Source organism: Nocardioides sp. AN3 (assembly GCF_054653495.1).
The window spans coordinates 317,733-340,449 of record NZ_BAAIGC010000002.1 but is presented as its reverse complement, the minus strand read 5'-3'; the positions used below and the strand labels follow the sequence as shown (position 1 = coordinate 340,449).

The 22,717-nt window shown below is 72.0% G+C and carries 20 protein-coding genes and 1 tRNA gene; 13 read left to right on the top strand and 8 right to left on the bottom strand.

All coding sequences use genetic code 11. The annotated features are described in order from the left end of the window. Positions 1 to 17: 17 nt before the first annotated feature. The 4 genes from ACYQ1K_RS04240 to ACYQ1K_RS04225 all read left to right on the top strand — a co-directional run bounded on the left by ACYQ1K_RS04240 (position 18) and on the right by ACYQ1K_RS04225 (position 3,846). On the top strand, positions 18 to 410 hold the full coding sequence (locus ACYQ1K_RS04240) for a hypothetical protein (RefSeq protein ID WP_459981562.1): 393 nt from the start codon (positions 18 to 20) through the stop codon (positions 408 to 410). Positions 411 to 517: 107 nt separating this feature from the next. After that, positions 518 to 1,561 (top strand): phosphatase PAP2 family protein, encoded by a 1,044-nt coding sequence (locus tag ACYQ1K_RS04235; RefSeq protein ID WP_459981561.1) that lies wholly within the window; start codon positions 518 to 520, stop codon positions 1,559 to 1,561. Continuing rightward, the gene (locus ACYQ1K_RS04230; protein ID WP_459981560.1) at positions 1,558 to 3,306 is read left to right on the top strand and encodes an MFS transporter; all 1,749 of its coding nucleotides are present in this window, start codon (positions 1,558 to 1,560) and stop codon (positions 3,304 to 3,306) included. Before ACYQ1K_RS04235 ends, ACYQ1K_RS04230 begins: the two co-directional genes overlap by 4 nt. A 48-nt stretch (positions 3,307 to 3,354) precedes the next feature. Further along, on the top strand, positions 3,355 to 3,846 hold the full coding sequence (locus ACYQ1K_RS04225; RefSeq protein WP_459981559.1) for an SRPBCC family protein: 492 nt from the start codon (positions 3,355 to 3,357) through the stop codon (positions 3,844 to 3,846). 50 nt (positions 3,847 to 3,896) lie between these two features. Here ACYQ1K_RS04225 and ACYQ1K_RS04220 read toward each other — a convergent pair whose 3' ends face one another. Next, positions 3,897 to 4,598: an HAD family hydrolase gene (locus ACYQ1K_RS04220; RefSeq protein ID WP_459981558.1), complete on the bottom strand. Its 702-nt coding sequence runs from the start codon at positions 4,596 to 4,598 to the stop codon at positions 3,897 to 3,899. A gap of 131 nt (positions 4,599 to 4,729) precedes the next feature. Between ACYQ1K_RS04220 and ACYQ1K_RS04215 the strand changes: the two genes are divergently transcribed. Beyond that, positions 4,730 to 4,951, top strand: coding sequence for a hypothetical protein (locus tag ACYQ1K_RS04215; RefSeq protein ID WP_459981557.1), 222 nt, complete (start codon positions 4,730 to 4,732; stop codon positions 4,949 to 4,951). Further along, positions 4,952 to 5,944, top strand: coding sequence for an NAD-dependent epimerase/dehydratase family protein (locus ACYQ1K_RS04210; protein ID WP_459981556.1), 993 nt, complete (start codon positions 4,952 to 4,954; stop codon positions 5,942 to 5,944). 189 nt (positions 5,945 to 6,133) lie between these two features. Here ACYQ1K_RS04210 and ACYQ1K_RS04205 read toward each other — a convergent pair whose 3' ends face one another. Then, the gene (locus ACYQ1K_RS04205; RefSeq protein ID WP_459981555.1) at positions 6,134 to 6,562 is read right to left on the bottom strand and encodes a hypothetical protein; all 429 of its coding nucleotides are present in this window, start codon (positions 6,560 to 6,562) and stop codon (positions 6,134 to 6,136) included. Positions 6,563 to 6,869: 307 nt separating this feature from the next. Between ACYQ1K_RS04205 and ACYQ1K_RS04200 the strand changes: the two genes are divergently transcribed. Further along, entirely contained in the window at positions 6,870 to 8,018 is a 1,149-nt protein-coding gene (locus ACYQ1K_RS04200) for a carboxylate-amine ligase (protein ID WP_459981554.1), read from the top strand. A gap of 15 nt (positions 8,019 to 8,033) precedes the next feature. Here the strand turns inward: ACYQ1K_RS04200 and ACYQ1K_RS04195 are convergent, their stop codons facing one another. Then, positions 8,034 to 9,596 (bottom strand): DNA polymerase domain-containing protein, encoded by a 1,563-nt coding sequence (locus tag ACYQ1K_RS04195; RefSeq protein ID WP_459981553.1) that lies wholly within the window; start codon positions 9,594 to 9,596, stop codon positions 8,034 to 8,036. A gap of 78 nt (positions 9,597 to 9,674) precedes the next feature. Between ACYQ1K_RS04195 and ACYQ1K_RS04190 the strand changes: the two genes are divergently transcribed. The 3 genes from ACYQ1K_RS04190 to ACYQ1K_RS04180 all read left to right on the top strand — a co-directional run bounded on the left by ACYQ1K_RS04190 (position 9,675) and on the right by ACYQ1K_RS04180 (position 12,191). Then, on the top strand, positions 9,675 to 10,391 hold the full coding sequence (locus ACYQ1K_RS04190) for an MBL fold metallo-hydrolase (protein ID WP_459981552.1): 717 nt from the start codon (positions 9,675 to 9,677) through the stop codon (positions 10,389 to 10,391). Continuing rightward, the gene (locus ACYQ1K_RS04185) at positions 10,367 to 10,912 is read left to right on the top strand and encodes a DUF2231 domain-containing protein (protein WP_459981551.1); all 546 of its coding nucleotides are present in this window, start codon (positions 10,367 to 10,369) and stop codon (positions 10,910 to 10,912) included. Before ACYQ1K_RS04190 ends, ACYQ1K_RS04185 begins: the two co-directional genes overlap by 25 nt. A 271-nt stretch (positions 10,913 to 11,183) precedes the next feature. Continuing rightward, positions 11,184 to 12,191: a hypothetical protein gene (locus ACYQ1K_RS04180; protein WP_459981550.1), complete on the top strand. Its 1,008-nt coding sequence runs from the start codon at positions 11,184 to 11,186 to the stop codon at positions 12,189 to 12,191. Positions 12,192 to 12,378: 187 nt separating this feature from the next. Here the strand turns inward: ACYQ1K_RS04180 and ACYQ1K_RS04175 are convergent, their stop codons facing one another. The 3 genes from ACYQ1K_RS04175 to ACYQ1K_RS04165 all read right to left on the bottom strand — a co-directional run bounded on the left by ACYQ1K_RS04175 (position 12,379) and on the right by ACYQ1K_RS04165 (position 17,797). Continuing rightward, positions 12,379 to 14,802, bottom strand: coding sequence for a lysylphosphatidylglycerol synthase domain-containing protein (locus ACYQ1K_RS04175; RefSeq protein ID WP_459981549.1), 2,424 nt, complete (start codon positions 14,800 to 14,802; stop codon positions 12,379 to 12,381). Positions 14,803 to 14,816: 14 nt separating this feature from the next. Further along, positions 14,817 to 16,904 (bottom strand): alkaline phosphatase family protein, encoded by a 2,088-nt coding sequence (locus tag ACYQ1K_RS04170; protein ID WP_459981548.1) that lies wholly within the window; start codon positions 16,902 to 16,904, stop codon positions 14,817 to 14,819. A 134-nt stretch (positions 16,905 to 17,038) separates the two neighbouring features. Beyond that, complete coding sequence (locus ACYQ1K_RS04165) at positions 17,039 to 17,797, bottom strand: MBL fold metallo-hydrolase (protein WP_459981547.1); 759 nt, start codon at positions 17,795 to 17,797, stop codon at positions 17,039 to 17,041. Positions 17,798 to 18,068: 271 nt separating this feature from the next. Between ACYQ1K_RS04165 and ACYQ1K_RS04160 the strand changes: the two genes are divergently transcribed. After that, positions 18,069 to 18,141 (top strand) — tRNA-Lys (locus ACYQ1K_RS04160). A gap of 50 nt (positions 18,142 to 18,191) precedes the next feature. Here ACYQ1K_RS04160 and ACYQ1K_RS04155 read toward each other — a convergent pair. Then, positions 18,192 to 18,362 (bottom strand): hypothetical protein, encoded by a 171-nt coding sequence (locus ACYQ1K_RS04155; protein ID WP_459981546.1) that lies wholly within the window; start codon positions 18,360 to 18,362, stop codon positions 18,192 to 18,194. A gap of 724 nt (positions 18,363 to 19,086) precedes the next feature. On the opposite strand from ACYQ1K_RS04155, the gene ACYQ1K_RS04150 reads away from it, so the two are divergent. Beyond that, positions 19,087 to 20,025, top strand: a complete 939-nt coding sequence (locus ACYQ1K_RS04150; RefSeq protein WP_459981545.1) for a hypothetical protein — start codon at positions 19,087 to 19,089, stop codon at positions 20,023 to 20,025. A 34-nt stretch (positions 20,026 to 20,059) separates the two neighbouring features. On the opposite strand, the gene ACYQ1K_RS04145 is transcribed toward ACYQ1K_RS04150, so the two are convergent. Next, positions 20,060 to 21,517 carry an NAD(P)/FAD-dependent oxidoreductase gene (locus ACYQ1K_RS04145; protein ID WP_459981544.1) on the bottom strand — a complete coding sequence of 486 codons (1,458 nt, stop codon included), beginning with the start codon at positions 21,515 to 21,517 and terminating at the stop codon, positions 20,060 to 20,062. Positions 21,518 to 21,741: 224 nt separating this feature from the next. Between ACYQ1K_RS04145 and ACYQ1K_RS04140 the strand changes: the two genes are divergently transcribed. Then, positions 21,742 to 22,704 carry an ATP-binding protein gene (locus tag ACYQ1K_RS04140; protein WP_459981543.1) on the top strand — a complete coding sequence of 321 codons (963 nt, stop codon included), beginning with the start codon at positions 21,742 to 21,744 and terminating at the stop codon, positions 22,702 to 22,704. Positions 22,705 to 22,717 lie beyond the last annotated feature (13 nt).

Here is a 22,717-nt window from a genome sequence, read left to right as displayed (position 1 = left end):
CAGGAGAGCAAGCGCGAATGTCCGACAACGAGGCCCTGTCAGCGCGCGAGTGGGAGGCCGCCCTGGAGCGGCTGGAAGTCCTGCTCAACCGCGCCGAGCGCATGGGCACCACCTTCGACCCCGATGACGTGGAGCTGAGCCTTCCCGACTCGGTCACCACGATCCCGCGCTACCTGCTCGACCGTGCACAGGCGTTGGTCGAACGGCGCCACCTGCTGATCCGCTGGGAAGCCGAGGCGACCGATGCTCCCCCCGAGGACGATGCCGGTCTGGTCTCGGCCGGGACCTGGGAGCCGAGCGCGGCGCGGGGCGGCACGCTCCATGACCGCGTGGGGCACCTCATCACCGGTCCGCGCGAGCCGGTGACCTTCGACCTCTTCAGCGGCGCCACGGACAGCGCCGAGAGCTGAACCGTCCCGGATCGGGACCCGAACGGGATCGGCAGGACGACGACGAGCGCTCTCGGCGAGCCGTCGCGCATGCAGGGGTCCGGCAGCCCGGGCCGTACCATGCCCTGGTGGCCAGCATCCCCTCCGACGAACCGACGACCGTCGTCGAGCTCGAGAAGGCGCACGCGGACGGACCGACTGGCGAGCCGTCCGGCTACGGCTACCTCATCGGGGTGTGGCTGACCGTCCTCGTCTTCGGCGTGGTCGCCGTCGCCTGGTCGCAGCACGTCGGCGTCGGCTTCAAGGACCCCGGTGGCCGCATGTTCACCGGCAAGGTCGCCTCCTCGCTCAGCGGCCTCGTCGTCGCGCTCCTCGCCGACGCCGCGTGGCGGTGGTGGCGCGCACCTCGCGGTGAGCGGAACATCCGGAGCGTGCTGCGCCAACGGTGGTCGGCCGAGCGGCTCCTCCTCGTCCTCAGTGGTCTGCTGGCCTACCACCTCGTCTACTTCTGCTACCGCAACCTGAAGAGCTGGGACACCTTCAACACGCCTCGCGACGACTGGCTCCTGTCGGTCGACCAGCGCATCTTCGGTGAGAGTCCGGCCGTGCTGCTCCACGAGCTGCTCGGCACCCACACGGCGGCCTACGTCCTGATGGCCGTCTACCGGTCGTTCACCTACCTGACGGCGTTCTCCGTCGTCGCCGCGCTCGTCTTCAGCCGGACGATCCGGCGCGGCTACGTCTTCCTCGTCGCGGCGATGTGGACCTGGATCCTCGGGACGGTCAGCTACTACGCGATCCCGAGCCTCGGCCCGTTCGCGAGCGCGCCGCAGGACTTCACGACCCTCCCGCACACCGCCATCACGCGGACCTGGGCGGACTACCTGCTGCAGCGGCAGGAGTTCCTCGCCGACCCCACCGCGCCGTCGTCGTTCGTCAGCATCTCGGCCTTCGCGAGCCTGCACACCGGGTTCACGGCCCTCGTGTGCTTCATGGCCTTCTACTACGGGCACAAGTGGCTGGGCTCGGCGATGGCGGTCTACCTCGTCGCGATCATGGTCTCCACCGTCTACTGGGGCTGGCACTTCACCCTCGATGACCTGGCCGGGCTCGTGATCGCCGCCCTTGCCGTCGGGATCGGGCACGTGCTCGTGCGGCCGGGACGCGCGTGACGGCGCTCGCCGAGTCCGCGCGGCCTGCGCTCCACACGCAGAACCGCCGTTCCCGGCTGCGCTTGCTCGCGGCGCATCCCGTCGCCGCCTCCTTCGTCGTCGGCCTGGTGCTGCACGTGCTGTGGTGGCTGCTGCTGGCCAACAGCGGCGGCGACATCGCGGCGCAGGACGCCTGGGCGGAGTTCGCGCGGCAGCATCCGGGCAGCGCCTACAACCTGTCGTGGTACGGCGGCATGCACGCCGCCTCCTACAGCCTCATCAGTCCCTTCGTCATGGCGGCGATCGGCGTGCGCACCACCATGGTGGCCGTCGGGGCGATCTCCTCGGCGCTGCTGGCGCTGCTGATCGTGCGCAGCCGGGCCGTCGAGCGTCCGCTCGTGCCGGCGTTGGTCGGCGCCGTCTCGCTCGTCGGCAACGCGATCTCCGGGCGGGTCACCTTCGGTCTCGGCATGATGTTCGGGCTGGCGGCGCTGACGGTCGTCTTCGCCTGGCCCGAGGAGTGGCGCACCGACGAGTGGCGCAGGCGCGTTCCCCGTGGCGCGCTCACGGTCCTGCTGGCCGCGCTCGCGACGGCCGGCTCCCCCGTCGCCGGTCTCTTCCTCGAGGTCGTCGCGGCCGCGCTGTGGCTGGGACGGCGTCGGCCCGCGGCGTACGCTCTCGGGGTCCCTCCCATCGTCGTCGTCGGGCTGAGCACCCTCGTCTTCCCCTTCTCGGGCCACCAGCCGATCGACTGGGGCTCGATCATCCTGCCCGTCGCGCTGGGGCTCGGGGTCTTCGCGCTCGCGCCGCGCGGGTGGCGAGCGGTCCGTCTGGGCGCTGCCGTCTACACCGCCGGCGTGATCCTCGTCTGGCTCATCCCCTCGCCCGTCGGCAGCAACGTCACCCGGCTCGCCCTCATCTTCGCCGGGGTCCTCCTCGTCGCGGCGGCGACCTCGAGCCAGCTGCGCCGGCGGACCTTCGTCCTCCTCCTGGTCGGCGCCGTCACCTCCGGCATCTGGCAGGTCGCCGTCGCGACCACCGACGTCGTCACGACGGCCCCCGACGCCGCCTGGTCGGCGGACATCCACGCCTTGGTGCGCCACCTCAAGAAGACCGACGCGAGCCTCGGCCGGGTCGAGGTCGTGCCGCCCAAGTCCCACCGCGACGCAGCCGCCCTCGCGCCGTACTTCAACCTCGCCCGCGGCTGGAACCGCCAGGCCGACGCCGAGCGCAACCCGCTCTTCTACGACCGCAAGGTGCCCTTGACCGCCGACGCCTACCGCGCCTGGCTCGACCGCTGGGCGGTGCGCTACGTCGTGCTCACCCCCGGTCGGCCCGACAACGCCGCGGTCGCCGAGGCGGCGCTCGTCCAGGGCGGACTGCCCTATCTGCGGCCCGTGTGGTCCAACGAGTCGTGGCGGGTGTTCGCCGTCGAGGACCCGCGACCTCTCGTCGACCCGCCCGGACAGCTGGTCTCCTTCGACGCGGCCCAGGTGACTGTCCGGGTGGGCTATGCGGCGAAGGTGTGGCTGCGCATCCCGACCTCGCCCTGGCTCACCCTCGTGGACTCCTCGGGCCAGGCCATCGCGCCTCCGCAGACGATGAAGGAGAACCTTGCTGGGTGCCTCTCGGTGCTGCGCGTGCCGGGGCCGCCCGAGGACGACTGGGTCGTCCTCGACGCGCCGAGCGCGGGCGTCTACCGGATCACCGCGCCCTACGCGCTCCGGCGCGGGACGGCCTGCCCGACGCCCAAGGGGTCGAGCTAGGCGTCTGACGCGCGGCTTGTGACTGCGCCGGTTGACGGGAGGGGTGCGATGAGACGATTCACGATGAGGGTCGAGGCGCCGCCGCGAGCGGTCTTCGACTACCTGTCGGATCCGCGGCGCCGCCCCGAGTGGCAGTCGAGCCTGCGCTCGGTCGACATGCTCGACGACGGGCCGCTCGGGATCGGCACCCGGTGGGTCGATCGCACGGCCGTCGGCGCGAGCCCTCGCATGGAGATCACCGCCATGCGGCTCTCCCCCGACGGCACCGGCGTGTGGGCCGAGGTCGGCGCATGGCGGGGAGTTCGCGCGGTTCTCTCGCTCCGCTTCGCCCCCGAGCCGGCCGAGCATCAGAGTCCGCCCGAGGCCCCGCAGCCTCCGACCCGCACGCGGCTGACCGGGTCGGTGGAGGTCAGCAGCACGCCGGTGTGGCTGCCGGTCGGGCTCACCCTCCGGGCGCTCGCGCCCGTCGCGATCGCGTCCGACCTGCGCCGGGCCGCGCGCCTCATCGAAGATCGGACTCGGCCTGGAGCGACCGGCTGACCTCGGCGCCTAACCTACGCGCCTGACCGAGCCGCTGACCCGACGAGCGCTCAGTCGGACTCGGCCGCCAGCCGAAGAGCCTCATCGAGGGAGTCGAGAAGGGCGGCGGGGTCGGCGTACACAGCGACGGCGCCGGCCTCGCGCAGCTCTGCTTCGCCGAAGCCGCCCGAGAGCAGGCCGATGGTGGGGATGCCGGCCTCGGCGGCGGCGTACACGTCCCAGGTCGCGTCGCCGATCATCACCGCCCGCGATCCGCCGACTCTGTCCAAGGCGGCCTCGAGGAGCTCGGGGTCGGGCTTGGACTCCGAGGCGTCCTCGCTGGTCGTCCAGGCATCGGTGCGCTCGTCGGCCCGGAGCAGCTCCAGCGCGTGGCGCGCGTGCTGAGGCTGCGACGAGCTGGCCAGCACGACCTCCAGACCGGCGGCGCGCAGGCCGTCGAGGAGGTCGCGCGCGCCCGGCAGCAGACCGGTCTCGTCGATCAGCTCGTCATAGGCCTTGGTGTGCCGCTCGGTGAGCTCGTCGCCGAGCCGCTGGGCCACCTCGTCCGACGTGACGGCGGGGATCAGCCGGTCGCCGCCCATGCCGATGTGGCGATGCAGCTTCCAGACCGGCACGGGATTGCCCGCGCCGGCGAAGGCACGGGCCCACGCCAGCGCGTGGTGGTACGTCGAGTCCAGCAGCGTCCCGTCGATGTCGAGAAGCGCGACGTCGAAGCCGTGACGGTCACCCTCGGTGCGGCTGCTCTGGGTCATGCGGACCGATACCCGGCGCATGGGGGTGACATGCCGCGACCGAAAGGCGCGAACGCTCGTGTCTCGGCCGGGGATGGGTACCGATCCGGGTCCGGCGCGGGGCCGGACAGGTGATGCGGAGGAGACCTTTCATGGGCGATGCAGCCGAGGACCGCGCCAAGGCGGCCGAGCTGCCCGAGGGCGACGTCATCCGGGTGCTGCTGGAGCAGCACGCCCGGATCAAGGCGGCCGAGGCGTTCGCACCGACCCACCCGCACCCCAACGCGGACCCAGGGTCGACGAAGCAGAAGCTCGTCGGGCCGTTCGCCTCCATGGTCGACCGGGTGAAGGACGCCCTCTCGAAGGCGGTCTGAATGACCGACCTGACCGAACGCGTCGCCCTTGTCATTGGCGGGGCCGGCTTCGTCGGATCCTGGCTCTGCGAGCGACTGCTCGACGAGGGTGCGTCGGTCTGGTGCGTGGACCCGTTGGTGACGGGGTCGCGCGACAAGGTCCAGCACCTGGTCGATCGTCCTGGCTTCACGCTCGTCGAAGCCGACGTGAGCCAGGGCGTCCCCGACCCCGGCGACGTGGACCTCGTCATGAACCTCGTCTCGGCTTCGCCCGGGCACGACCGCCGCCTGCCGTTGGAGACGCTCACGGTGGCGAGCGCCGGCACGATGCATGCGCTGGAGCTTGCCGAACGGCACCGGGCGCGGTTCGTCCTGGCGTCGATGTGCAACGTGAACGGCGACCCGCGCCTCTATCCGCACCGCTACCCGCAGCAGGAGCGCGACGAGGCCGAGGCGCTGCGCGACGCCACCGGCGTGCGCGACGTCGACCGGATCGCCCGGCGCGGCGTCGACGACGAGGGCATGAGGTTCGCCGAGGCCACCACGATGGCCTTTCACCGGGCGCACGGGGTCGACGTCTCGATCGCCCGGATCTTCGGCACCTACGGCCCGCGGATGAGCTTCGAGGACGGCTGGGTCGTGCCGACCTTCCTCACACAGGCGCTCAGCGGGGACCCGCTCACCGTGCCCGGCGACGGGTCGCAGACGCGGTCGCTGTGCTGGGTGGAGGACGCTGTCGACGGCCTGGTCCGGCTGGCTCGCTCGGGCGAGCGGGGACCGGTCAACCTCGGCAACGACACGCAGACGACCCTGCTCGAGCTCGCCCGGATGATCATCGAGCTCGCCGGGTCGCGCTCGCCGATCCGACATGTGGAGCTGCCGGAGGATGACGCGAAGGCGACCCTCCTCGACCTCGGCTTCGCCCACCGGGCACTCGGCTGGGTGCCGACCATGAGCGTCGAGGAGGGGCTCAAGCGGATGGTGGGGTGGATGGAGGAAACGCTCACCGGCTGACCACGAGAACCTCGTCGAGGGATCGCGAGACGGCGTCGGCTGGCGACTCACCGCCCCCCACGTGTCGCGGTGAGGCACCAGCCGACGTCATGCCGTTCCCATACTCGACCATCAGCACACCTGACGCACCATCGAGCTGAGATCGTCCGTCTTGTGAAGTCGAGCGTGACCTCTGGGTCACGGTGAACTTCACAAGACGACGAACCCGGCCTCCTGCAGCACCTGCTCGACATGGAGCCGCTCACACTCGCGGTCGAGCCCGGGAGCCATGCCGCTGAGCGTGTCAGGGACGTCGAGAGCGCGGCACGCGTCGAGGAGCACGTCGTCGTACGCGTGCGACAGACCGACCCGCCGCGCCATCGGCGTGCCGGACGGGACCGTCGCGAGCTCGATGCGCAGGCGCCGGGCGTGGTGGGCGATCCGCTCGATCGGCTGCCCGACCTGCACCGGAGGCGGGCTCGCGGGGCGACGACGACGGACCACGCGCGCGGCCACCCTCCCGGCGAACCGGACAAGGGCGCGCCAGTAGAGCACACAGCCGACGACGGCGCTCGGACCGAACATGACCAGCGCGAGGACGAGCAGCCCGCTCAGCGGGCTGGGCAGCCCATGTCCCATCCCTGGAACGGTAGACCGGGCATCGCCCCCGCACAATCGGCCCCCCACCATCGGCATGGCGAAGCCCGGCCGCAGCCGCGCAGCTGCGTCCGCGGCCGTGCGCCGTGACCGACGCAACCTCCGAATCGGGGGGTGTCCGAGCGCACCTGCGCGGGGTACCGTCACAGCAGACGTTGGCAGCGGCGTCGGACCTCGACCTGTCATGAGGTGGCTCATGTCGCAGGAGTGCACGGCGTCGCGAACAGCGACCGATCCCCTGAGCGACCACGCCCTGGCGCGGTCGCCGCTCACTCGGAACGGAGGGTCGATGAGCCGCCACGTCAGCCTCACCTCACCGGTGCCGCCGTTCCAGCCGGGAGGCGAGTTCACCCTCGGCGCCGAGGAGGAGCTCCTCCTCGTCGACGCCGACGGGATGCTGACCGACACCGCCGAGGCGCTGATCCAGCGGGTGGCGCCGCGCTCGAGCGAGGAGGCGCGGCCCAGCGCGGAGGTCTACCGGTGCCAGGTCGAGTTCGACACACCGGTCGCGCCGACCGCCGACGTGCTAGTCCGCAGCCTGGCGAGGGCGCGCGAGAGGGTGGTCGCCGAGGGAGAGCGGCCGATGGCGATCGCCGTCCACCCGGCCGGCGCCTTCGGCGACGTGCACATCACGCACTCGGCGCGCTACGACGTCCTCGGCGCCGAGTTCGCCGGCATCTTCCGCACGCCCACCTCGGCCTTCCAGGTCCACGTCGGCGTGCCCGACACGTCGGCTCTCGTCTCGGCGTTCCGCGGTCTGCGCAACCGGCTGGCGATGTTCCGGGGCCTGGCTGCGGGCTCACCCTTCTGGCACGGCCGTGACTCCGGGCTCGCGTCGTCACGAGCCGCGATCATGTGGTCCTACCCGCGCGTCGGCGTGCCGCCGATCTTCCACAGCTTCGAGGAGTACGTCGCGCTGGCCGAGGACGAGATCGCGGCGGCGGAGGCGCCCGACTCCAGCTATCTGTGGTGGGACCTGCGGCCGCAGCCCCGTCTCGGCACGGTCGAGCTGCGCGTGATGGACGCGCTCTCCTCGCTCGACCTCGCGGCCGGCATCGCGGCGCTGGCCCAGGGCCTCGTCCGTCATGCCGTCGAGGCGCCTCCGAGCGTGGACCTGCCGGCGGCCGTGGCCCGGGAGAACGACTTCCGGGCCGCGCGCTACGGCCTGGACGCCCGGATCGTCGACGTGGACGGGCAGATGCGGCCGTTGCGCGCCATCGCGCTGGAGGCGATCGACGAGGCTCGCGCCAGCTTGGACAAGGACGGCTCGGCCGACCCGCTGGAGGTCGTGACGGCTGCGCTCACCGGCGAGACCGAGGTGGAGCGCCAGCGGCGCATCGTGGCGGAGGGCGGCCTGAAGCGGTTGCTCGCCGACCTGGCCCAACGCACGCTCCCGGTCCCCTGGGTGCCCCGACCGGCCGCTGACTCGGCGAGGTGACCGCGGTGATCGGGGCTACGTGATCTCAGGCAGTCTCTGCGCCGCACCGAGTAGCACGCGGAAGGGATCGCGACGCTCGGCGAGACGGTCGAGGACGGTGCGGCTGGTCCAGCGGTCCGGGCGCAGGTCCGGGTCGTCGAGCTCGTCCCAGCCGAGGGGGACCGAGACGGGCGCCCCGGGCGCGGGTCGCGGCGAATAGGGACCGACGAGCGTCTTGTTGATCGCGTTCTGCGTGTAGTCCAGCCGCGCCAGCCCGCCGCGTGCCTTGACCTCCCACTTCCAGCTCACCAGCTCGGGGACGACCTTGCCGACCGTGCGGGACAGCTTCTCGACCCAGGCTCGGGTGTCGTCGAAGGTGTACCCGGCCACGATCGGGATCCAGATCTGGATCCCTCGGCGGCCCGTCACCTTGGGCCGAGCGATGATGCCCAGGTGCTCCAGGGCAGTGCGGTGCAGGCGTGCGAGGGCCAGCAGGTCGTCCCAGCTGGTGCGCTCCCCCGGGTCGAGGTCGATCAAGGCGTACGTCGGCTCGTGGGGCGCGGACGTGCACGACGTCCACGGATGCCACTCAAGAGCGCCGAAGTTGGCCGCCCAGACCAGCGCGGCCGGCTCGTCGGCGACGACGTACGTCGACGTCTCGCCCTCGTCGGCCTCGGGGTTGTCCCACGCGCCGACCCACGCGGGCGCATGCGACGGACGCTGCTTGTGCCAGAAGCCCGGATGATCGGCGCCGTCCGGGTAGCGGCGCAGATTGAGTGCCCGGCCGCGCAGGTAGGGCAGTGCGACCGGTGCGATGCGCGCGGTGTAGGCGAGCAGCTCCCGCTTGGTGATCGGCGGCTCGCCGGGCAGGCCCGGGAAGAGCACCTTGTCGAGGTTCGTGACCTTCAGCGTCCGGCCGAAGACGTCCCACGTGCCCTGCCTGCCGAGGTCGCCCAACGCGTCGATCGCCTCGTCCGGCAGCGGCTCCGGCAGGAGCGAGACGCTCGCCTCGGCCACGGGAGCGTCCGAGCGCCACCACCGGTCCGGGTCGGCCTTCACCTCCTCGTTGGTGCGACCGCTGGTGACCGACCGCGGGTGCTCCTCGGGGTCCCAGCCGTCGACGGCGTGCTCGTCGTGCTTGTGCAGGAGCATCCAGCTCCGCTCGTCGCGGCGCACGAGGACGAGCCGGCCGCGCAGCTTCTCGCCGTGCACCTCGGCGTGCAGCTCGCCGCCGCGGACGGCGGCACCCGGGTCGTCGGTGTGCACCGGCTCCCACGTCCCGATGTCCCAGACGATCACGTCGCCACCGCCGTACTCGCCGTGCGGGATGACGCCTTCAAAGGTGAGGTACTCGATCGGATGGTCCTCCACGTGGACGGCGAGCCGCCGCGCTGCCGGGTCGAGCGTCGGACCCTTCGGCACCGCCCAGCTGACCAGGACGCCGTCGATCTCGAAGCGCAGGTCGTAGTGCAGGCGCCGCGCCCGATGTCGCTGCACGACGAACCGCCGGCCCTCCCCCGGCCCCGCCACGGCGCCGCGCGGCTCGCTCGTGCGCGCGAAGTCGCGCTTGCGCCGGTAGACCTCGAGCGGGTCGGTCATAGCGGTCAGGTTCCCACCGGCCGCTGGGCGGAAGCACGAGGAGGAATCGTGCAGCCGCTGGTGTGACACCGGTCCCGGATGGATGCCACCCTCGAGTTCATCGGAACGGCGACCACGCTGTTGCGACTCGGCTCGCACACCCTGCTGACCGACCCCGACTTCCGGCCGCGTGGCAAGCGCGCCTACCTGGGCAACGGCCTCTTCTCGAAGCGCCGGACCGAGCCCGCGCGGCAGCCCGACAACCTGCCGGCGCTGGACGGGATCGTTCTCTCCCACCTCCACGGCGACCACTTCGACCCGGTCGCACGCGAGCGGCTGGGTCACGACCTCCCGGTGCTGACGACGCCTGCGGCGAGCCGCAAGCTCGGCCGTTGGGGATTCCACGCCTCGCAGGGGATGCGCACCTGGCAGACCACCCACGTCGCCGACGGGCTCAGCGTGACGTCGGTGCCGGGCGAGCACGCCCCGTCGTATGCACGGGCGCTGCTGCCGCCCGTCATGGGCTCGGTGGTGGAGGCGCGCGACGAGAACGGCGCGCCGTTCCGCGTCTATGTCACCGGTGACACCCTCCTGCGGCCGTGCCTGCGCGACATCATCGACCGGGTCGGGCCGGTGTCCGGACGGTCTCGAGAGGTGACGCCGTATCCCTCCTGCCGGCGTGAGGTTCACCGACGACGCCCTTCGGGAACCGGGTCGGCCCCACCGGATGACCACCCGGTGACCATCCGACCACCCGAGAACCACCCGCCGACCTCCAGGAGGGCAGAGCCATGGCGACCCCCGTCGTCCGACTGACCCAGCAGATCGAGGGCGCCACGTCGCTCGACGGCCTCGCGCACGCGCTGCAGCCGCTTGCCGACGCCGTGGTCGCCGACCCGATGCGTCGCCACGTGCTCCAAGGCCACTGGCTCGGCCACGCACTCCACCCGCTGATGACCGATCTCCCGATCGGCTTCTGGACGTCGGCGAACGTGCTCGACCTGCTGGGCGGACGGTCCGCCCGGCCCGCCGCGCGCATGCTGACGGGTCTCGGTGTCGCCAGCGCGCTGCCGACCGCGCTCACGGGGTGGGCGGAGTTCGCCGGACTGCGCACCGACCGCGACCGGCGCACGGCGACCGTCCACGCGATCGGCAACATCGTCGCGTCGACGTGCTACTTCGCGTCCTGGCGCGCCCGCCGGCGCGGTCACTGGACAGCGGGCGTGGCCTGGGGACTGGCGGGTGCCACCGTGGCGTCGGGAGCCGGCCTGCTCGGCGGACACCTGGCGATCGCGCGTGAGGTCTCCAGCAAGAACCCGGTCTTCGAAGGCGACTGACCTGGCACCCGGCCCCAGGACGACGGGGCCGTATCCGTGGACGATCACCTCGACATCCTCGGCGTCTTCGGCGCCCTCGGCGTCCGGCATCGCATGCACGCCAGCCCCAGCGACCCCACAAGCGATCGACCGACGCATCCGTCCCGCGCTTTTACCTTCTTTGGGTGAGTGCGCTGCCACACGATCCGGCGCAGAGTGAAAGCACGGCGCCCCGCAGGACGGCGCCGTCTCGGGGTAGCGCGACATGGGGAAACACTCGGGGAGAACAGTCATGGGGAACATGGGGGAACAGCACGGATCCGTCGGAGCCGGCTCAGGGCCGTGGGCGCGGTGGCGCAAGCTCGGGAGGCTCTCCAGCCTGGAGCCGGACTCGCTGCCCGGGTCTCAACGAGCCGAGTGGCTCTTCTTCATCGGCCTGGTCATCGGCGTGACGCTGCTGGGCCTCATCTGGGCGTCTGTGGCCTGGGTCCAGAACGGCTCGGGCTCGGCGACGAGCTCCGGACCAGGCGACCAGGGCGCCGCTCCGGTCGCGGGCGCGTCGTCCTCGACCGCGTCGGGGGCGTCCCGGTCGGCCGGGGAGAGCTCAGCGTCCTCGGCCGCATCCGGCGCCACGTCCGGCACGGCGTCCAGCTCTGCCTCGAGCTCCGCGCCCGCCACCACGGCCGAGGTCGAACGAACCACTCTCGGTCGGTGCAGCAGTGCCCTGGTGGCGCTGAGCGACCCCTTGCGGGCCGCCGGTCCGGCGATGGACCAGTGGGCGATCCACATCGGGGCGATGAACAAGCTCGTCGTGGGCGCCATCTCCCTGGCGCAGGCGACCCAGTTCTGGGAGCAGACGAGGGTCGGCGCCAAGCATCGGATCGCCAGGTTCCAGCGAGCCCGAGCGGCGATGCAGCACAGTGGCCTCGACTGCCCCGCGCCAGCACTCGTGGGGGCGTCGACCGACCCGGCCGTGCGCGCCTGCTCGAGACTCGTGCTCGCCGATCTGCGCGCCGTCCAGACAGCGGGCACCGCCATCGACACCTGGGGCATGCACGTCAAGGAGATGGAGCGGCTGCGCGCCGGGACACTGTCCGCGGCCGTCGCGGGCCAGATGTGGCTGAGGATGTGGCATCGGGGGCAGCAGCAGCTCGACTCCTATCGGGCGGCGGTCCGCACGGCGCGCCACATCACCGGATGCACACCCGACCCCCGGGCCACCTCGTCCCAGGGGAGCGCCGCGAGCTCCCCCGCCGTCGGGCCGACGAGCCCTTCGATGGACATGGGCAACATGGGCTGACCGCTACGGCCGCTCCGCTGGCCGAGGCACTTCGATGCCTGACGCCAGTCGAGACTCTGCCCCCGCGTGGGGACGACATCGGTCTGGTGGAGGACGCGCATGTGGACTCCCGAGGCTGCGCAGGTTGCCAGGGCCGGTTGCCACGACCCACGCCCGCATACGCCTCGTCAAACAAGGACCTCTCGACTCAGAGGTAGTCCTCGCGACGGAGCCAGCGCAGCGAGTACGCCCCGTAGACCGGGGGGAGGTAGGACGTCGCGATCCGCTGGGTGACGGCGATCGCGAAGGCAGGCGCTGACGGCACCCCGACCAGACCGAGGCTCGCCGCGATGGCGGCCTCGCCGACGCCGATGTTGCTCGGCACCGGGATGACGCTGGCGATGAGGCTGGAGGTCGCCGTCACCGCCACCGCGTCTGCGTAGGAGATCCCCGGATGGATCGCCTCCGTCATGCAGAGCAGGGCCGCGGCCGTGACGAACAGCGACGCGAAGTTGCTGCCCAGGAGGAGCGCCGCCCGTGCCGGGCTCTCCCCGACCACGCTGAGGGCCTCCCGCATGTGCCGAAGGGTGGAGAGCACGCCGCGCCGCAGCCGCGGGACCAGGGCGACGAGAACCCCTGATGCCGTCAGGGCGAGCGCGAGCAGGATGAGCAGGCGGACGACGTTCTCGCTGTCGAACGTGATCGAGGAGAGGAGGTTGCCGTCGACGAGGAGGAACACCAGGGTCAGCGTCACGTTGACCACCGCGCCGGCCGCGGAGTCCAGCGCCGTCTCCGTCACGCCGACCTCGGGCCGCTCCCCGAACTTCGTGACGAAGCCGGCGGTCAGCGCCGCGCGCCCCGCCGTCGCCGAGACGGCCAGCCCGACGAGCTTGATCGCATACTGCAGCTGGACCAGCGGCCAGAGCGGCAGCCGCGTGCGCACGGCCGACATCACCGTGACCGAGTCGCACACCGATGTCAGCTGCGCGACGAGGACGCCCAGGACGATCAAGGGCCAGGTCGCGTTCACCCACGAGTCGACGACGGCGCCCCAGTCGAGCTGCACCATGGCCGTGAGCAGGGCGTACGCCGCGAGCAGGATGATCGAGACGCGCAGCAGGTCCTGCCATCGCACGCGGACGATCGACGCCGGGGGCGACGGCGGCACACCCGTGCGCTCGCCGATGGCGCGACCCACGTCGGCGAGCACCGTCGATGGGCGGCGTACGCTCGCGCGCAGCGCCCGCGGGAGCCCTGCTCGCTGCAGGTAGGGCTGGGCCGCCGCGACCGCCTCGGGCCCCAGCGCCGCGACCGCCGCGTCCACCGCCCGCTCCGGGCCGACCACGAGGGCCTGGCTGGTCAGGAGAGTCGCCACGTCCTGGTGCCGCCGCGCTACCGGGGCGGCGACAGAGCCGTCCCCGAGGTCGAGCACCACGACCAAGCCGCCCGGTCCCACCACGTGCTCGAGCGTGAGCTGCCCATGCGACAGCCCGGCACCGTGCATCCGCCCCACCACGCGCCACGTCTCCAGAAGGGTGCAGTCGTCCAGGTCTGTGCCGGTGCTCTCCGGCTCAGCAGCGCCGCCGCCGCTGTCCGCGTCCCCTGGAGGCGCCAGGACGAGCAGCGCGTCACCCTCGGTCTCGGCGGCGGCGACGACCGACGCCACGGGGACGCCGGCCTGCTCGGCGAGGAGCGTCAGGAGCGCCTCGTGCTCCACCAGCTGGAGCCGGGTCGCACCGGGGATGACCTGGTCGCGGTAGAGGAGGGTGCGCCACCAGCGCGAGGCGCGGTAGGCGTCCACCGCGTCCCTGCCGTAGACCTTGACCCGCAGCCTCCGGCCGTCGGAGGAGGTGCCGTCGACGACCCGCGCGCCCACCGGCTGCACCGCGGCGAAGCGCAGGTCGTGCGCGTCGACCCCGAGAGTGCGCAGAGACACGGCGACGTCGGCCAGGTCGGGGTGCCCGGCCGGGGACGCCACCACCAGAAGCCCGACGCCGGCACTCGCGAGTCCCCACGCGAGCGCGCTCAACACGAACCCCGGGTCCGCCGTGCCGCTCATCCAGGCGCCGACGCCGAGCAGTGTGAGGAGCGCCAGGTCGTAGCGCCTCAGCGGCTCCACCATCCACGCCCGCAGCACGAGCAAGACCGCGCTGAGCACGGCCACGGGCAGGACCGGCTCGCCCCACGGGCCTTCGGGGCCCGCCTTGCCCACGAGTCCGGGCAGTCGACCGTCGACCACGACCGAGGTGAGGAGCGCGCCGAGGGCGGCGAGCGGCGCGGCGACGAGCAGGGTGAGCGTCAGCGGGGTGTGGCGCCAGGAGGAGATCACAGCGACGAGGACGACGATGACGGCGTACGCCGCCACCAGGACGTAGGCCGTCCGCCCGAATGTGACCGCCCAGTCGGGCAGCGCGGCCGCGACCTTCGCGAGGGCGTCCAGCATGGGACCGACGTGCATCGCCGCTCGTGTCGCCAGGAGGGCGACGACGACACCGATCACGGTCGTGGCGACGTCGAGGGGTCGACGCGCGCGGTGACTGTGCGGATTGACGAACCAGTGGGCGAGGGGACGCCGGCCCGTCTCGGCGGTCGGCGGGGGGCGGTCGTGGCTGGCGTCCGCGACGCGACTCACGGCCCCGCCTCCGCTCACCGCGGCAGCCTCGCCGTCAGGTCGGCGCGGTGGCCCAGGCTCTCCAGCCAGCCGACGAACACGCGGTGGAGCTCATGCGCGCCGACGACCATGTCCGCCGGGAGCGGAAGGTCGATCGGATGGACCACCATCGCCCGGTCCTGCCAGCCGCCCAGACCTCCGTGGCAGCCGACGAGGTCCTCGAACGCCGCCACCTCACCGAGATCGTCGACCAGGCTGTTGACGTAGAGGTCGGGGGCCTGGTCCATCGCGTCGACGCGGCGGAGGAAGTCGGCGGCGTCGGGCCCGAACGGTGCGAGGGGGTCGTCCCCGATGACCGATCCGTCGACCAGGCGGTGCTCCCCCGTGGCGCCGAGCACGAGCGTCCCGCGCGCCGCGGAGCGCACCACGACGAAGCCGATGCCCGGGTGTTCGGCAAGGCCGGGGACCAGCGCCGGGAAGCGTGCCGAGAGCTCCTCCAGCGTCAGCCGCCGAGGCTCGCCGGTCACGTAGACCAGCCCGAGGTTGCCCGACCCGAAGACCATGAACCGGTCAGTGGTCGCCGCGGGTCGCGCGGGCGAGGCGGGGGCCTCGCCAGCGTCCACCGCGACCGAGGTCTCGAGGCGGTCGGAGACCCGGTTGAGGGCACGTCCCACCACGGAGTCGCCACCGCCCGCGGAGGCGACCATGGAGTTGAGCGACCCGCTGCTCTCGGCGTTGCCCACGGCGTCGACGGCGGGGGCGTCCGCCAGCCGGGCGACGAGAGCCGCGAGCTCCTCGCCGTACCGGTCGGCGAAGATCTCCCCCTGCGACTGCCCGTGGTCGGAGAGCACGACGAGGTGGTAGCGGCGGGGCGCCACAGCGGCGACCTTCTCCAGCTGGGCGAGCACCGCGTCGATGCCCTCCAGGGCGGACAGCGCCTCCGGCTGGAGCAGACCCGCGTGGTGCGCGACCGCGTCGTAGTCGACGTAGTCGACGTAGACCACCCTGCGCCCGCGCAGCATCGCGTCGGCCACCAGCGTGGTGTTGAGGTCGCGGAGCACGCCCACGAGCGCGGCGCGCTCGGCGGCGAACCCCCAGCCGCGGCGAATCCGAGGTCGTACGTCGCGCCGACGCGCCCGCGCCGCCTGGAACCGCTCCCGCACGACCTCGCTCAGCGTCCGGTTGAAGCTGCGTGCGAACCCGGCCGGACGCCCCAGGAAGTCGGAGATCGCCTCCCGGGCCTGGCGCGTCTCCCGCGACCTCTCGACCGCGCTCATGGTGGCGACCGCGGTCGGCGCGTCCCCGGTGAACAGGTTGCTGATCGAGACCCCGTCGTCAGCCAGCAGCCCGTGCCCGTCGGAGTGCTGGGCTTCGATCTCGGCGGCGTCGCGCGGCCGGTTCGCGACCAGGACGCGCTGGGAGGCGCGGTCGACCCAGCGGAACGCCGGGATGCCGTCGATCGTGCCGTGCAGAATGCCCATCTGGCTCGCCGGTGTGGTCGCCGGCAGCATCGGGCGCCACTCGGCCATCTGATGGGTCGGGGTGCGATCGGCGCCACCCCGGAGCCAGCGCGAGAGGGTCGGGACGGTCCCCGCGCGGACCGCCACGTCGAGGACCGGGAAGGGCACGCCGTCGGCCTGGACGAAGACGACGCCCGGGATGTCGGGGTCGGGCAGCGTCACCGAGGTCCGACGCGCTCGGCGCAGCAAGGAGGCGGTCACCGCGTCGTCGGTGCCGGCTGTCGCCAGCCAGACCAGGATGGTCGAGGCGGCGGCGACCAGCCACGCGGCCACCACCGACCACCAGAACTCCGCCCATCCGGAGTCGGCCGAGGGGTAGAGGACGAGCCAGATCGCCAGCCATTGGCCGCCCAGCCCGAGGGCGATCGCCCCGAGCCATCCGAGTCGCACCGCCAGCGGCGTCAGAAGGAGCCGCAGCACCAGTCCGGCCACGAACACGAAGACGCCGCCGATGAGCACCTGCCACGCACTCTGCACCTGGTGTCCCGGGGCCAGCCACGCGGCCAGGAGCAGTCCCAGGGTCGCCCCGAGCACGCCGATGAGGGCCGCGAACAGGTCGCTCCAGCCGAGTGAGCGGATCACAGACGGTGGCCGTCGTCCCATGCCACCACTCCTCACCGCTCCTGCGTGGCTGGCGGAGCCCTTGTCAGATCATGGTCGGCGCAGCGGCTCGGGCCCCTCCCCTGAACTGGGTGAAGGGCTGCGGTCCGCCCGTGCATCCGACTCACACACCCGGCTCACAGCACCCTGCGCTCGCCCGGCACGAGCACGACGGCCTCGGCCTCGGCCGACGCCATGGCTGAGGCGAACCGCTCCCCCGGTGTCACGAACATGTGGTGGTGAGTCGCTCGCGCCACCAGACGGAGCCCGCGCGGGAAGAACGTCCCCCAGTGCACCGGAACGGCCCAGCGTGCCCCGACGCGTGCCACCATCTGAGCGGCCTCGCCCGGATCGAGGTGCTCGTCCCCCAGCGAGTGCCCCCAGCCGCCGACGGGCACCAGCGCGAGGTCGACGGGCTCGACCGCCGATACGTCGACCTGTGAGCCGGTGTCCCCGGGATACCAGAACGACCGGCCCTCGCACTGCACCCGGAAGCCCAACGCCGGCCCGCGGTAGGGCGAGCCGGGGAGGCGCCGCCCGTCGTGGTACGCCGGCAGCACCTCGATCGTGACCCCGTCGAGCTGGAGCTCGTCGCCCGGCTGGACCGGTCGCACGTCGGGTCGGTCCCGCAGGAGTCGTTCGCCGCCGCGTGGCACCAGCACCGGCGTCGCGGCCGCCACCCGACGCAGCGACGGCAGGTGGAGATGGTCGGCGTGCAGGTGGGAGATCAGGACGAGGTCGGCCTGCGCGGCAGTGGCGACCGGCCGGTCGGCGTACCGCCTCAGGTGGAAGAGCCTGTCGCTCAGCAGCGGATCGGTCACGATGCGCCACGTGACCAGCTCGACGGTCGCCGAAGAGTGACCCCACCAGGTGACGGCGAGACGGTCGGGCGTCATGTCGCCGAGTGTCGCAGCGGGTCGCCGGCGCGGCCGCCACCCGTGACGGGTGATGTCACCGCCGCGCTCTCGGTGCCCGCGCGCACCCTGGACGTGCGACTCGTCCGGGACACCGACTGACGAGCCGAGAAGAAGGGCTTCTGGCCCCGACCGGCCGTCGGCTCTGGGGTGGTCACGACGGCGGCGGACCGTCGCCAGTAGGCTCCGGTCGGAGGCTCCATTCCGTAGAGGGTTCCGTAACGGGTTCCGTCGATTGAAGAGTGGAACCCCCGGGCCTCTAGCTCAATTGGCAGAGCAGCGGACTTTTAATCCGTAGGTTGTGGGTTCGAGACCCACGGGGCCCACCGGGATCATGTGTGGCGCTTCGGAGTGTTGCCGCCGACGACGAGCACCGTCAGGGCTCGCTCGAGCTCTTCTCCTCCTCGGCTGCCGAGCGCCAGCCACGGGCGAACTCTCCAACCAGGGCGGCGATTCCACCCAGGACCGCCGTCAGCAGGACGAGCGCCAAGAACACACCGACCCCCCACAGCACGACTTCGCCGAAGGCGACGTGGGACCAGTCCATGTGACACAACGTAGGCACGGGAGAACGACTAGGAAACCGCCGGACGTCCACGATGCATAGCCCGCTCGTGTCACTGCTCGTCAGCAGCCATCGACCGACTCGGACGAGCTCCGAGTGCGGGGCGGCCCCCAGCGCCACTCGTCTGGACGCTGGGGGCCTCGCTAGGCGTCCCGCACGTGCGTTCGCTCCAGCGTGCGCATGCAGTACCCCTGTCCACGAAAGTAAAAAGCCTCGATGCTGCCTTCGTCGACGGCCGCTGCCCCGGCGACGGGGAGGGAGCCACGGGCCGGGGCAGCGGAGGGCCCGAACGCGGGGGACGGCTGGGGGGCCAGTTCGCGCCGAGTGCCCTGTCGACCGCGCTCACGTCCGGGGAGACGTTTGGATCACGCGCTCGACACGAAATGAGACCAACAACGCGCACCATGCGGACGTTCTGCGAAAACTGCCGGCCTCGATCAGCACCCATCGGCAGCGCCGGCAACGTCAGTGGCGCCCCGCCTCTGCGTGAGAGGCGGGGCGCCGGTCTTCCTGCTCTCGATCATGCTCCGTCGTCGACGCGGACGAACCACCCCCGGGGGTGAGATACGCCCCTCGGGTGGGCGCTGGCATCCACGTGGGCTACGGCGCCGCGCATCCTGGGCCAAAGTCCCAGGACCTAGGTCCTTCGTCGACTCGGTCCGTTCGGACGATTCCTCCCCAGTGGCCGGAGACCTACCGTCATTCCATGGCGGAGGAGCGCGGTCGGCACGCGGGCGAAGAGGGAGACGTCTTCGGCACGTGGCCCACGCAGCCTGACGGCGAGGAGCCCACGGGCGGGCGCCGCGCGTCCACCGTGCCGCCCTCATGGGCACCGAAGGTGGTCGCCCCGCCCGCCGCCCCGCCGACGTCTGCACCACCCGCCACCCCGCCGACGCCTGCACCGCCGCCGTCTGCACCGCGCGTCGAACCGCTGGTGACCGCGCCGCCGGCCGCACCGCCGATGCCTGCACCGCTCGTCGCACCGCTGGTGACCGCGCCACCCGTCGAACCGCCACCCGTCGACCGGCTGGCCCTCGAGGAGCCGACCCTCGAGCAGTCACGCGTCGATGAGCCCGTCCACGACATCGCACCGGATCCGGCAATGACCAGGGTGCTCGAGGTGATCGACGAGCCTCTCGACGAGCCTGACCTGTCGCTGCCGCCGGAGCCGACGCCCGCCGCTGCGAAGCGCAGCGCGCCTGTTCCCGTACGGCACACCTTCGCCCCGCGCACCCGAGCCCGCAGGGCCGTCGCGGCCGGCACACTGCTGGCGGCCGGAGCGGCCGTGCTCGGCTGCTACGTCGCCGCACGCGAGAGGGACCTGCCCAGCATCGGGATCGCCGTGACGCTCTGGGTGCTGACCGGGATCATCTGGGCCGTGCACTCGGGCACGAGCGTCACGCGCCTCACGGTCCGGGGCGGTCAGCTCCAGGTCACACGGCAGGGCGTCCGCACGACGATCGACCTCACCAGCAGCTACACGCCGGTCGAGGTCTACGGCCGCCCGGGCAGGCACGGCTGGAAGGTCGTCTTCCGCCGCCGCGACATGAGCCCGTTCGTCATCGACCAGTCGATGGTGGATCCGGCGGAGTTCATGAGCGTGCTGCAGTACTACCGACCGAACCTGAACGTCGAGAAGCGGTAGGTCCGGCCGGCGCTCACCGGCAGTCACCCACGCCTCAGGCGGGCAGGTGCACGCCCCGCTCGCCGGCGTCGGTCAGCCGCGTCTCCTCGGCGGCGGTCTCCTCCAGCTCACGACGCCGCGCATCCTCACTCGCGGCTCGCTCGGCGTCGTACTGTCCGGGCGGCGACACCAGAGAGGATGCGCCGCCTTCGAGGCGCTCGAGCGCGGAGCGCCCGAAGATCTGCTGCAGGGTCGTCGTCCGCTCCGAGCGACCGCGGCCGAGGAACGAGATGAACCAGTGCAGGACGGCGGTCAGCCGGTTCTTGAAGCCGGTGATGTAGAAGAGGTGGACGGCGAGCCACATCAGCCAGGCGAGGAACCCGCTCACCTTGAGATTGCCGATGGAGGCGACCGCTTTGAAGCGGCTGATCGTCGCCATGGAGCCCTTGTCGAAGTACTTGAACGGGCCCTGCGACGGCTTGCCCTCGAGACGCCGCTCGATCTCCGTGGCGGCGTACTTGGCGCCCTGGATGGCGACCTGCGCCACGCCCGGCAGGTGGTCGAGGTTGATCATGTCGCCGACGACGAAGACTTCGGGGTGGCCCGGCAGCGTGAGGTCGGCGTTGACCGCGATGCGACCCGCCCGGTCCAGCGGCGCGCCGGTCTGCTCCGACAGCGTCTGGCCCAGCGGCGACGCCTGCACGCCGGCCGCCCAGATCTTGGTGACCGTCTCGATCCGCTCGCTGCGGCCGTCCTTGAACTTCCACTCCAGGCCGCGCTCGTCGACGCCCGTCACCATCGCTCCGAGGACGACCTCGACGCCGAGTTTCTCCAGCGACGCCTGGGCCTTCTCCCCCAGCTTGGCGCCGAACGGCGGCAGCACCTGCGGTGCGGCGTCGACGAGGATGACGCGGGCGTGCCGCGTGCTGATCAGCTTGAAGTCACGCTTGAGCGTCCGGTTGGCGAGCTCGGCGATCTGGCCGGCGAGCTCGACGCCGGTCGGGCCGGCGCCGACGACGACGAAGGTGAGCAGGTGGTCGAAGGGGTCGCCGCGCCGCGCCGCCAGCTCCGCCATCTCGAACGCGCCGAAGATGCGGCCGCGCAGCTCCAGGGCGTCGTCGATGCTCTTCATGCCGGGCGCGAACTCAGCGAAGTGGTCGTTGCCGAAGTAGGACTGCCCGGCGCCGGCGGCCACGATGAGCGAGTCGTAGCCGACCGTGATGGGACGCCCGAGCAGCTCGGAGGTGACCGTGCGCGCCTCGAGGTCGATGTCGGTGACCTCGCCGAGCAGGACGGTCGCGTTCTCCTGGCTGTGGAGGATCTCGCGGGTGGGCGGCGCGATCTCGCCCTGGGAGAGGATGCCGGTCGCGACCTGGTAGAGCAGCGGCTGGAACAGGTGGTGCGTCGTCTTGGCCACCATGGTGACGTCGACGTTCGCGTGCTTGAGGGCCTTCGTGCCGAACAAGCCGCCGAACCCTGAACCAATCACCACGACCTGGTGACGATCTGACATGTCCCTACCTCTCGTAGCCGAACGAGCGATTCATTTGAACGTTCCAGGCTATTGTCTCGCGCGTCGTTGCCAGGCTCAAAGCGGTACCCCCTCCCTATCCTCACACTCGTCGCGGACCGCGGGCGAGGCGCTGCCGGCGAACCGCTCCGGACGATGTTTGAGGAGCGCACAGCAGGGGTATGTCCCCCGAAGCTCTCGGACGTCTCAGCACCGGAGGACCCCGCGTGCCGCTCAGCAGACCGGCTCTCACCCTGGCCCCAGGGCCGAAAGGGGTGCAGGAAGCCCGCCAGTGGGTGGTCACCACCTGCCGTGACATCGGGCGTCACGACCTGGTCGAGTGCGCAGAGGTCGGCGTCGCCGAGCTCGTCGCCAACGCGATCCTCCACGGTGCCGACCCCATCAGCGTGCGCGTGCGCGGCACCGTCGGACACCCGCGGATCGAGGTGCGCGACGCCTCGGTCGAGCGGCCGGTCCTGCCGTCCGCCCAGCCGCTGGCCGCCGACGACGACCTTCTGCTCACCTTCGGCCGCGGCCTCACGATCGTCGCTCGGAGCTCGACGGCGTGGGGCGCCGAGATCGAGGCGGACGGCAAGGTCGTCTGGTTCGAGCCCGCCGCGGAATTCGCAGACGACGGGGTCAAGGGGGTCATCTCCGACCTCGCGCCACGGCGTGACGAGAGCGAGGCACCCGACCTCTTCGACGTCGCCCTCCGCGGGGTGCCGCTCGAGCTGTACGTCGGCTTCCAGGCGCACTTCCGTGAGCTGCGCCGGGAGGTCCGCCTCCTGGCGCTCGCGCATGCCGCCGACTATCCGCTCGCCGACGACCTGTCCGAGCTCTTCGCCGCCCTCGAGACCGAGCTGCACACCGGGATCGGGCTGACCGAGTTCCTCGAGCCGCCCTCAGACGGCGGCGATGCCACCGGCGGCCCCCAGGGCGGCGGCACCGGCACGGCCGACCTGACGGTTCGCATGCCCCGCTCGGCCGCTCCGACGCTGCGACGCTTCCTCGGCCTACTCGACCTCGCCGACGAGTTCTGCCGGCAGGAGCGGCTGCTGGCTCTCGCTCGCACGGAGGAGCAGCGGGCCTTCCAGACGTGGTTCCTCGGCGAGTACGTCCGCCAGGCAGAGGGCCGCGCCCCGCTCTCCTGGCCCGGTCTTCCCCAGCAGCTCCAGGCGGTCGCTCGGTAGACTCCGCATCCCG

What these genes read in the sequence shown, in the direction of transcription:
- ACYQ1K_RS04240 (WP_459981562.1), top strand. Translation starts at nt 18, where the DNA reads ATGTCCGACAACGAGGCCCTGTCAGCGCGCGAGTGGGAGGCCGCCCTG.
- ACYQ1K_RS04225 (WP_459981559.1), top strand. Translation starts at nt 3,355, where the DNA reads ATGAGACGATTCACGATGAGGGTCGAGGCGCCGCCGCGAGCGGTCTTC.
- ACYQ1K_RS04220 (WP_459981558.1), bottom strand. Translation starts at nt 4,598, where the DNA reads ATGACCCAGAGCAGCCGCACCGAGGGTGACCGTCACGGCTTCGACGTC.
- ACYQ1K_RS04215 (WP_459981557.1), top strand. Translation starts at nt 4,730, where the DNA reads ATGGGCGATGCAGCCGAGGACCGCGCCAAGGCGGCCGAGCTGCCCGAG.
- ACYQ1K_RS04210 (WP_459981556.1), top strand. Translation starts at nt 4,952, where the DNA reads ATGACCGACCTGACCGAACGCGTCGCCCTTGTCATTGGCGGGGCCGGC.
- ACYQ1K_RS04205 (WP_459981555.1), bottom strand. Translation starts at nt 6,562, where the DNA reads ATGGGACATGGGCTGCCCAGCCCGCTGAGCGGGCTGCTCGTCCTCGCG.
- ACYQ1K_RS04200 (WP_459981554.1), top strand. Translation starts at nt 6,870, where the DNA reads ATGAGCCGCCACGTCAGCCTCACCTCACCGGTGCCGCCGTTCCAGCCG.
- ACYQ1K_RS04195 (WP_459981553.1), bottom strand. Translation starts at nt 9,596, where the DNA reads ATGACCGACCCGCTCGAGGTCTACCGGCGCAAGCGCGACTTCGCGCGC.
- ACYQ1K_RS04190 (WP_459981552.1), top strand. Translation starts at nt 9,675, where the DNA reads ATGGATGCCACCCTCGAGTTCATCGGAACGGCGACCACGCTGTTGCGA.
- ACYQ1K_RS04185 (WP_459981551.1), top strand. Translation starts at nt 10,367, where the DNA reads ATGGCGACCCCCGTCGTCCGACTGACCCAGCAGATCGAGGGCGCCACG.
- ACYQ1K_RS04180 (WP_459981550.1), top strand. Translation starts at nt 11,184, where the DNA reads ATGGGGAACATGGGGGAACAGCACGGATCCGTCGGAGCCGGCTCAGGG.
- ACYQ1K_RS04170 (WP_459981548.1), bottom strand. Translation starts at nt 16,904, where the DNA reads ATGGGACGACGGCCACCGTCTGTGATCCGCTCACTCGGCTGGAGCGAC.
- ACYQ1K_RS04165 (WP_459981547.1), bottom strand. Translation starts at nt 17,797, where the DNA reads ATGACGCCCGACCGTCTCGCCGTCACCTGGTGGGGTCACTCTTCGGCG.
- ACYQ1K_RS04155 (WP_459981546.1), bottom strand. Translation starts at nt 18,362, where the DNA reads ATGGACTGGTCCCACGTCGCCTTCGGCGAAGTCGTGCTGTGGGGGGTC.
- ACYQ1K_RS04150 (WP_459981545.1), top strand. Translation starts at nt 19,087, where the DNA reads ATGGCGGAGGAGCGCGGTCGGCACGCGGGCGAAGAGGGAGACGTCTTC.
- ACYQ1K_RS04145 (WP_459981544.1), bottom strand. Translation starts at nt 21,517, where the DNA reads ATGTCAGATCGTCACCAGGTCGTGGTGATTGGTTCAGGGTTCGGCGGC.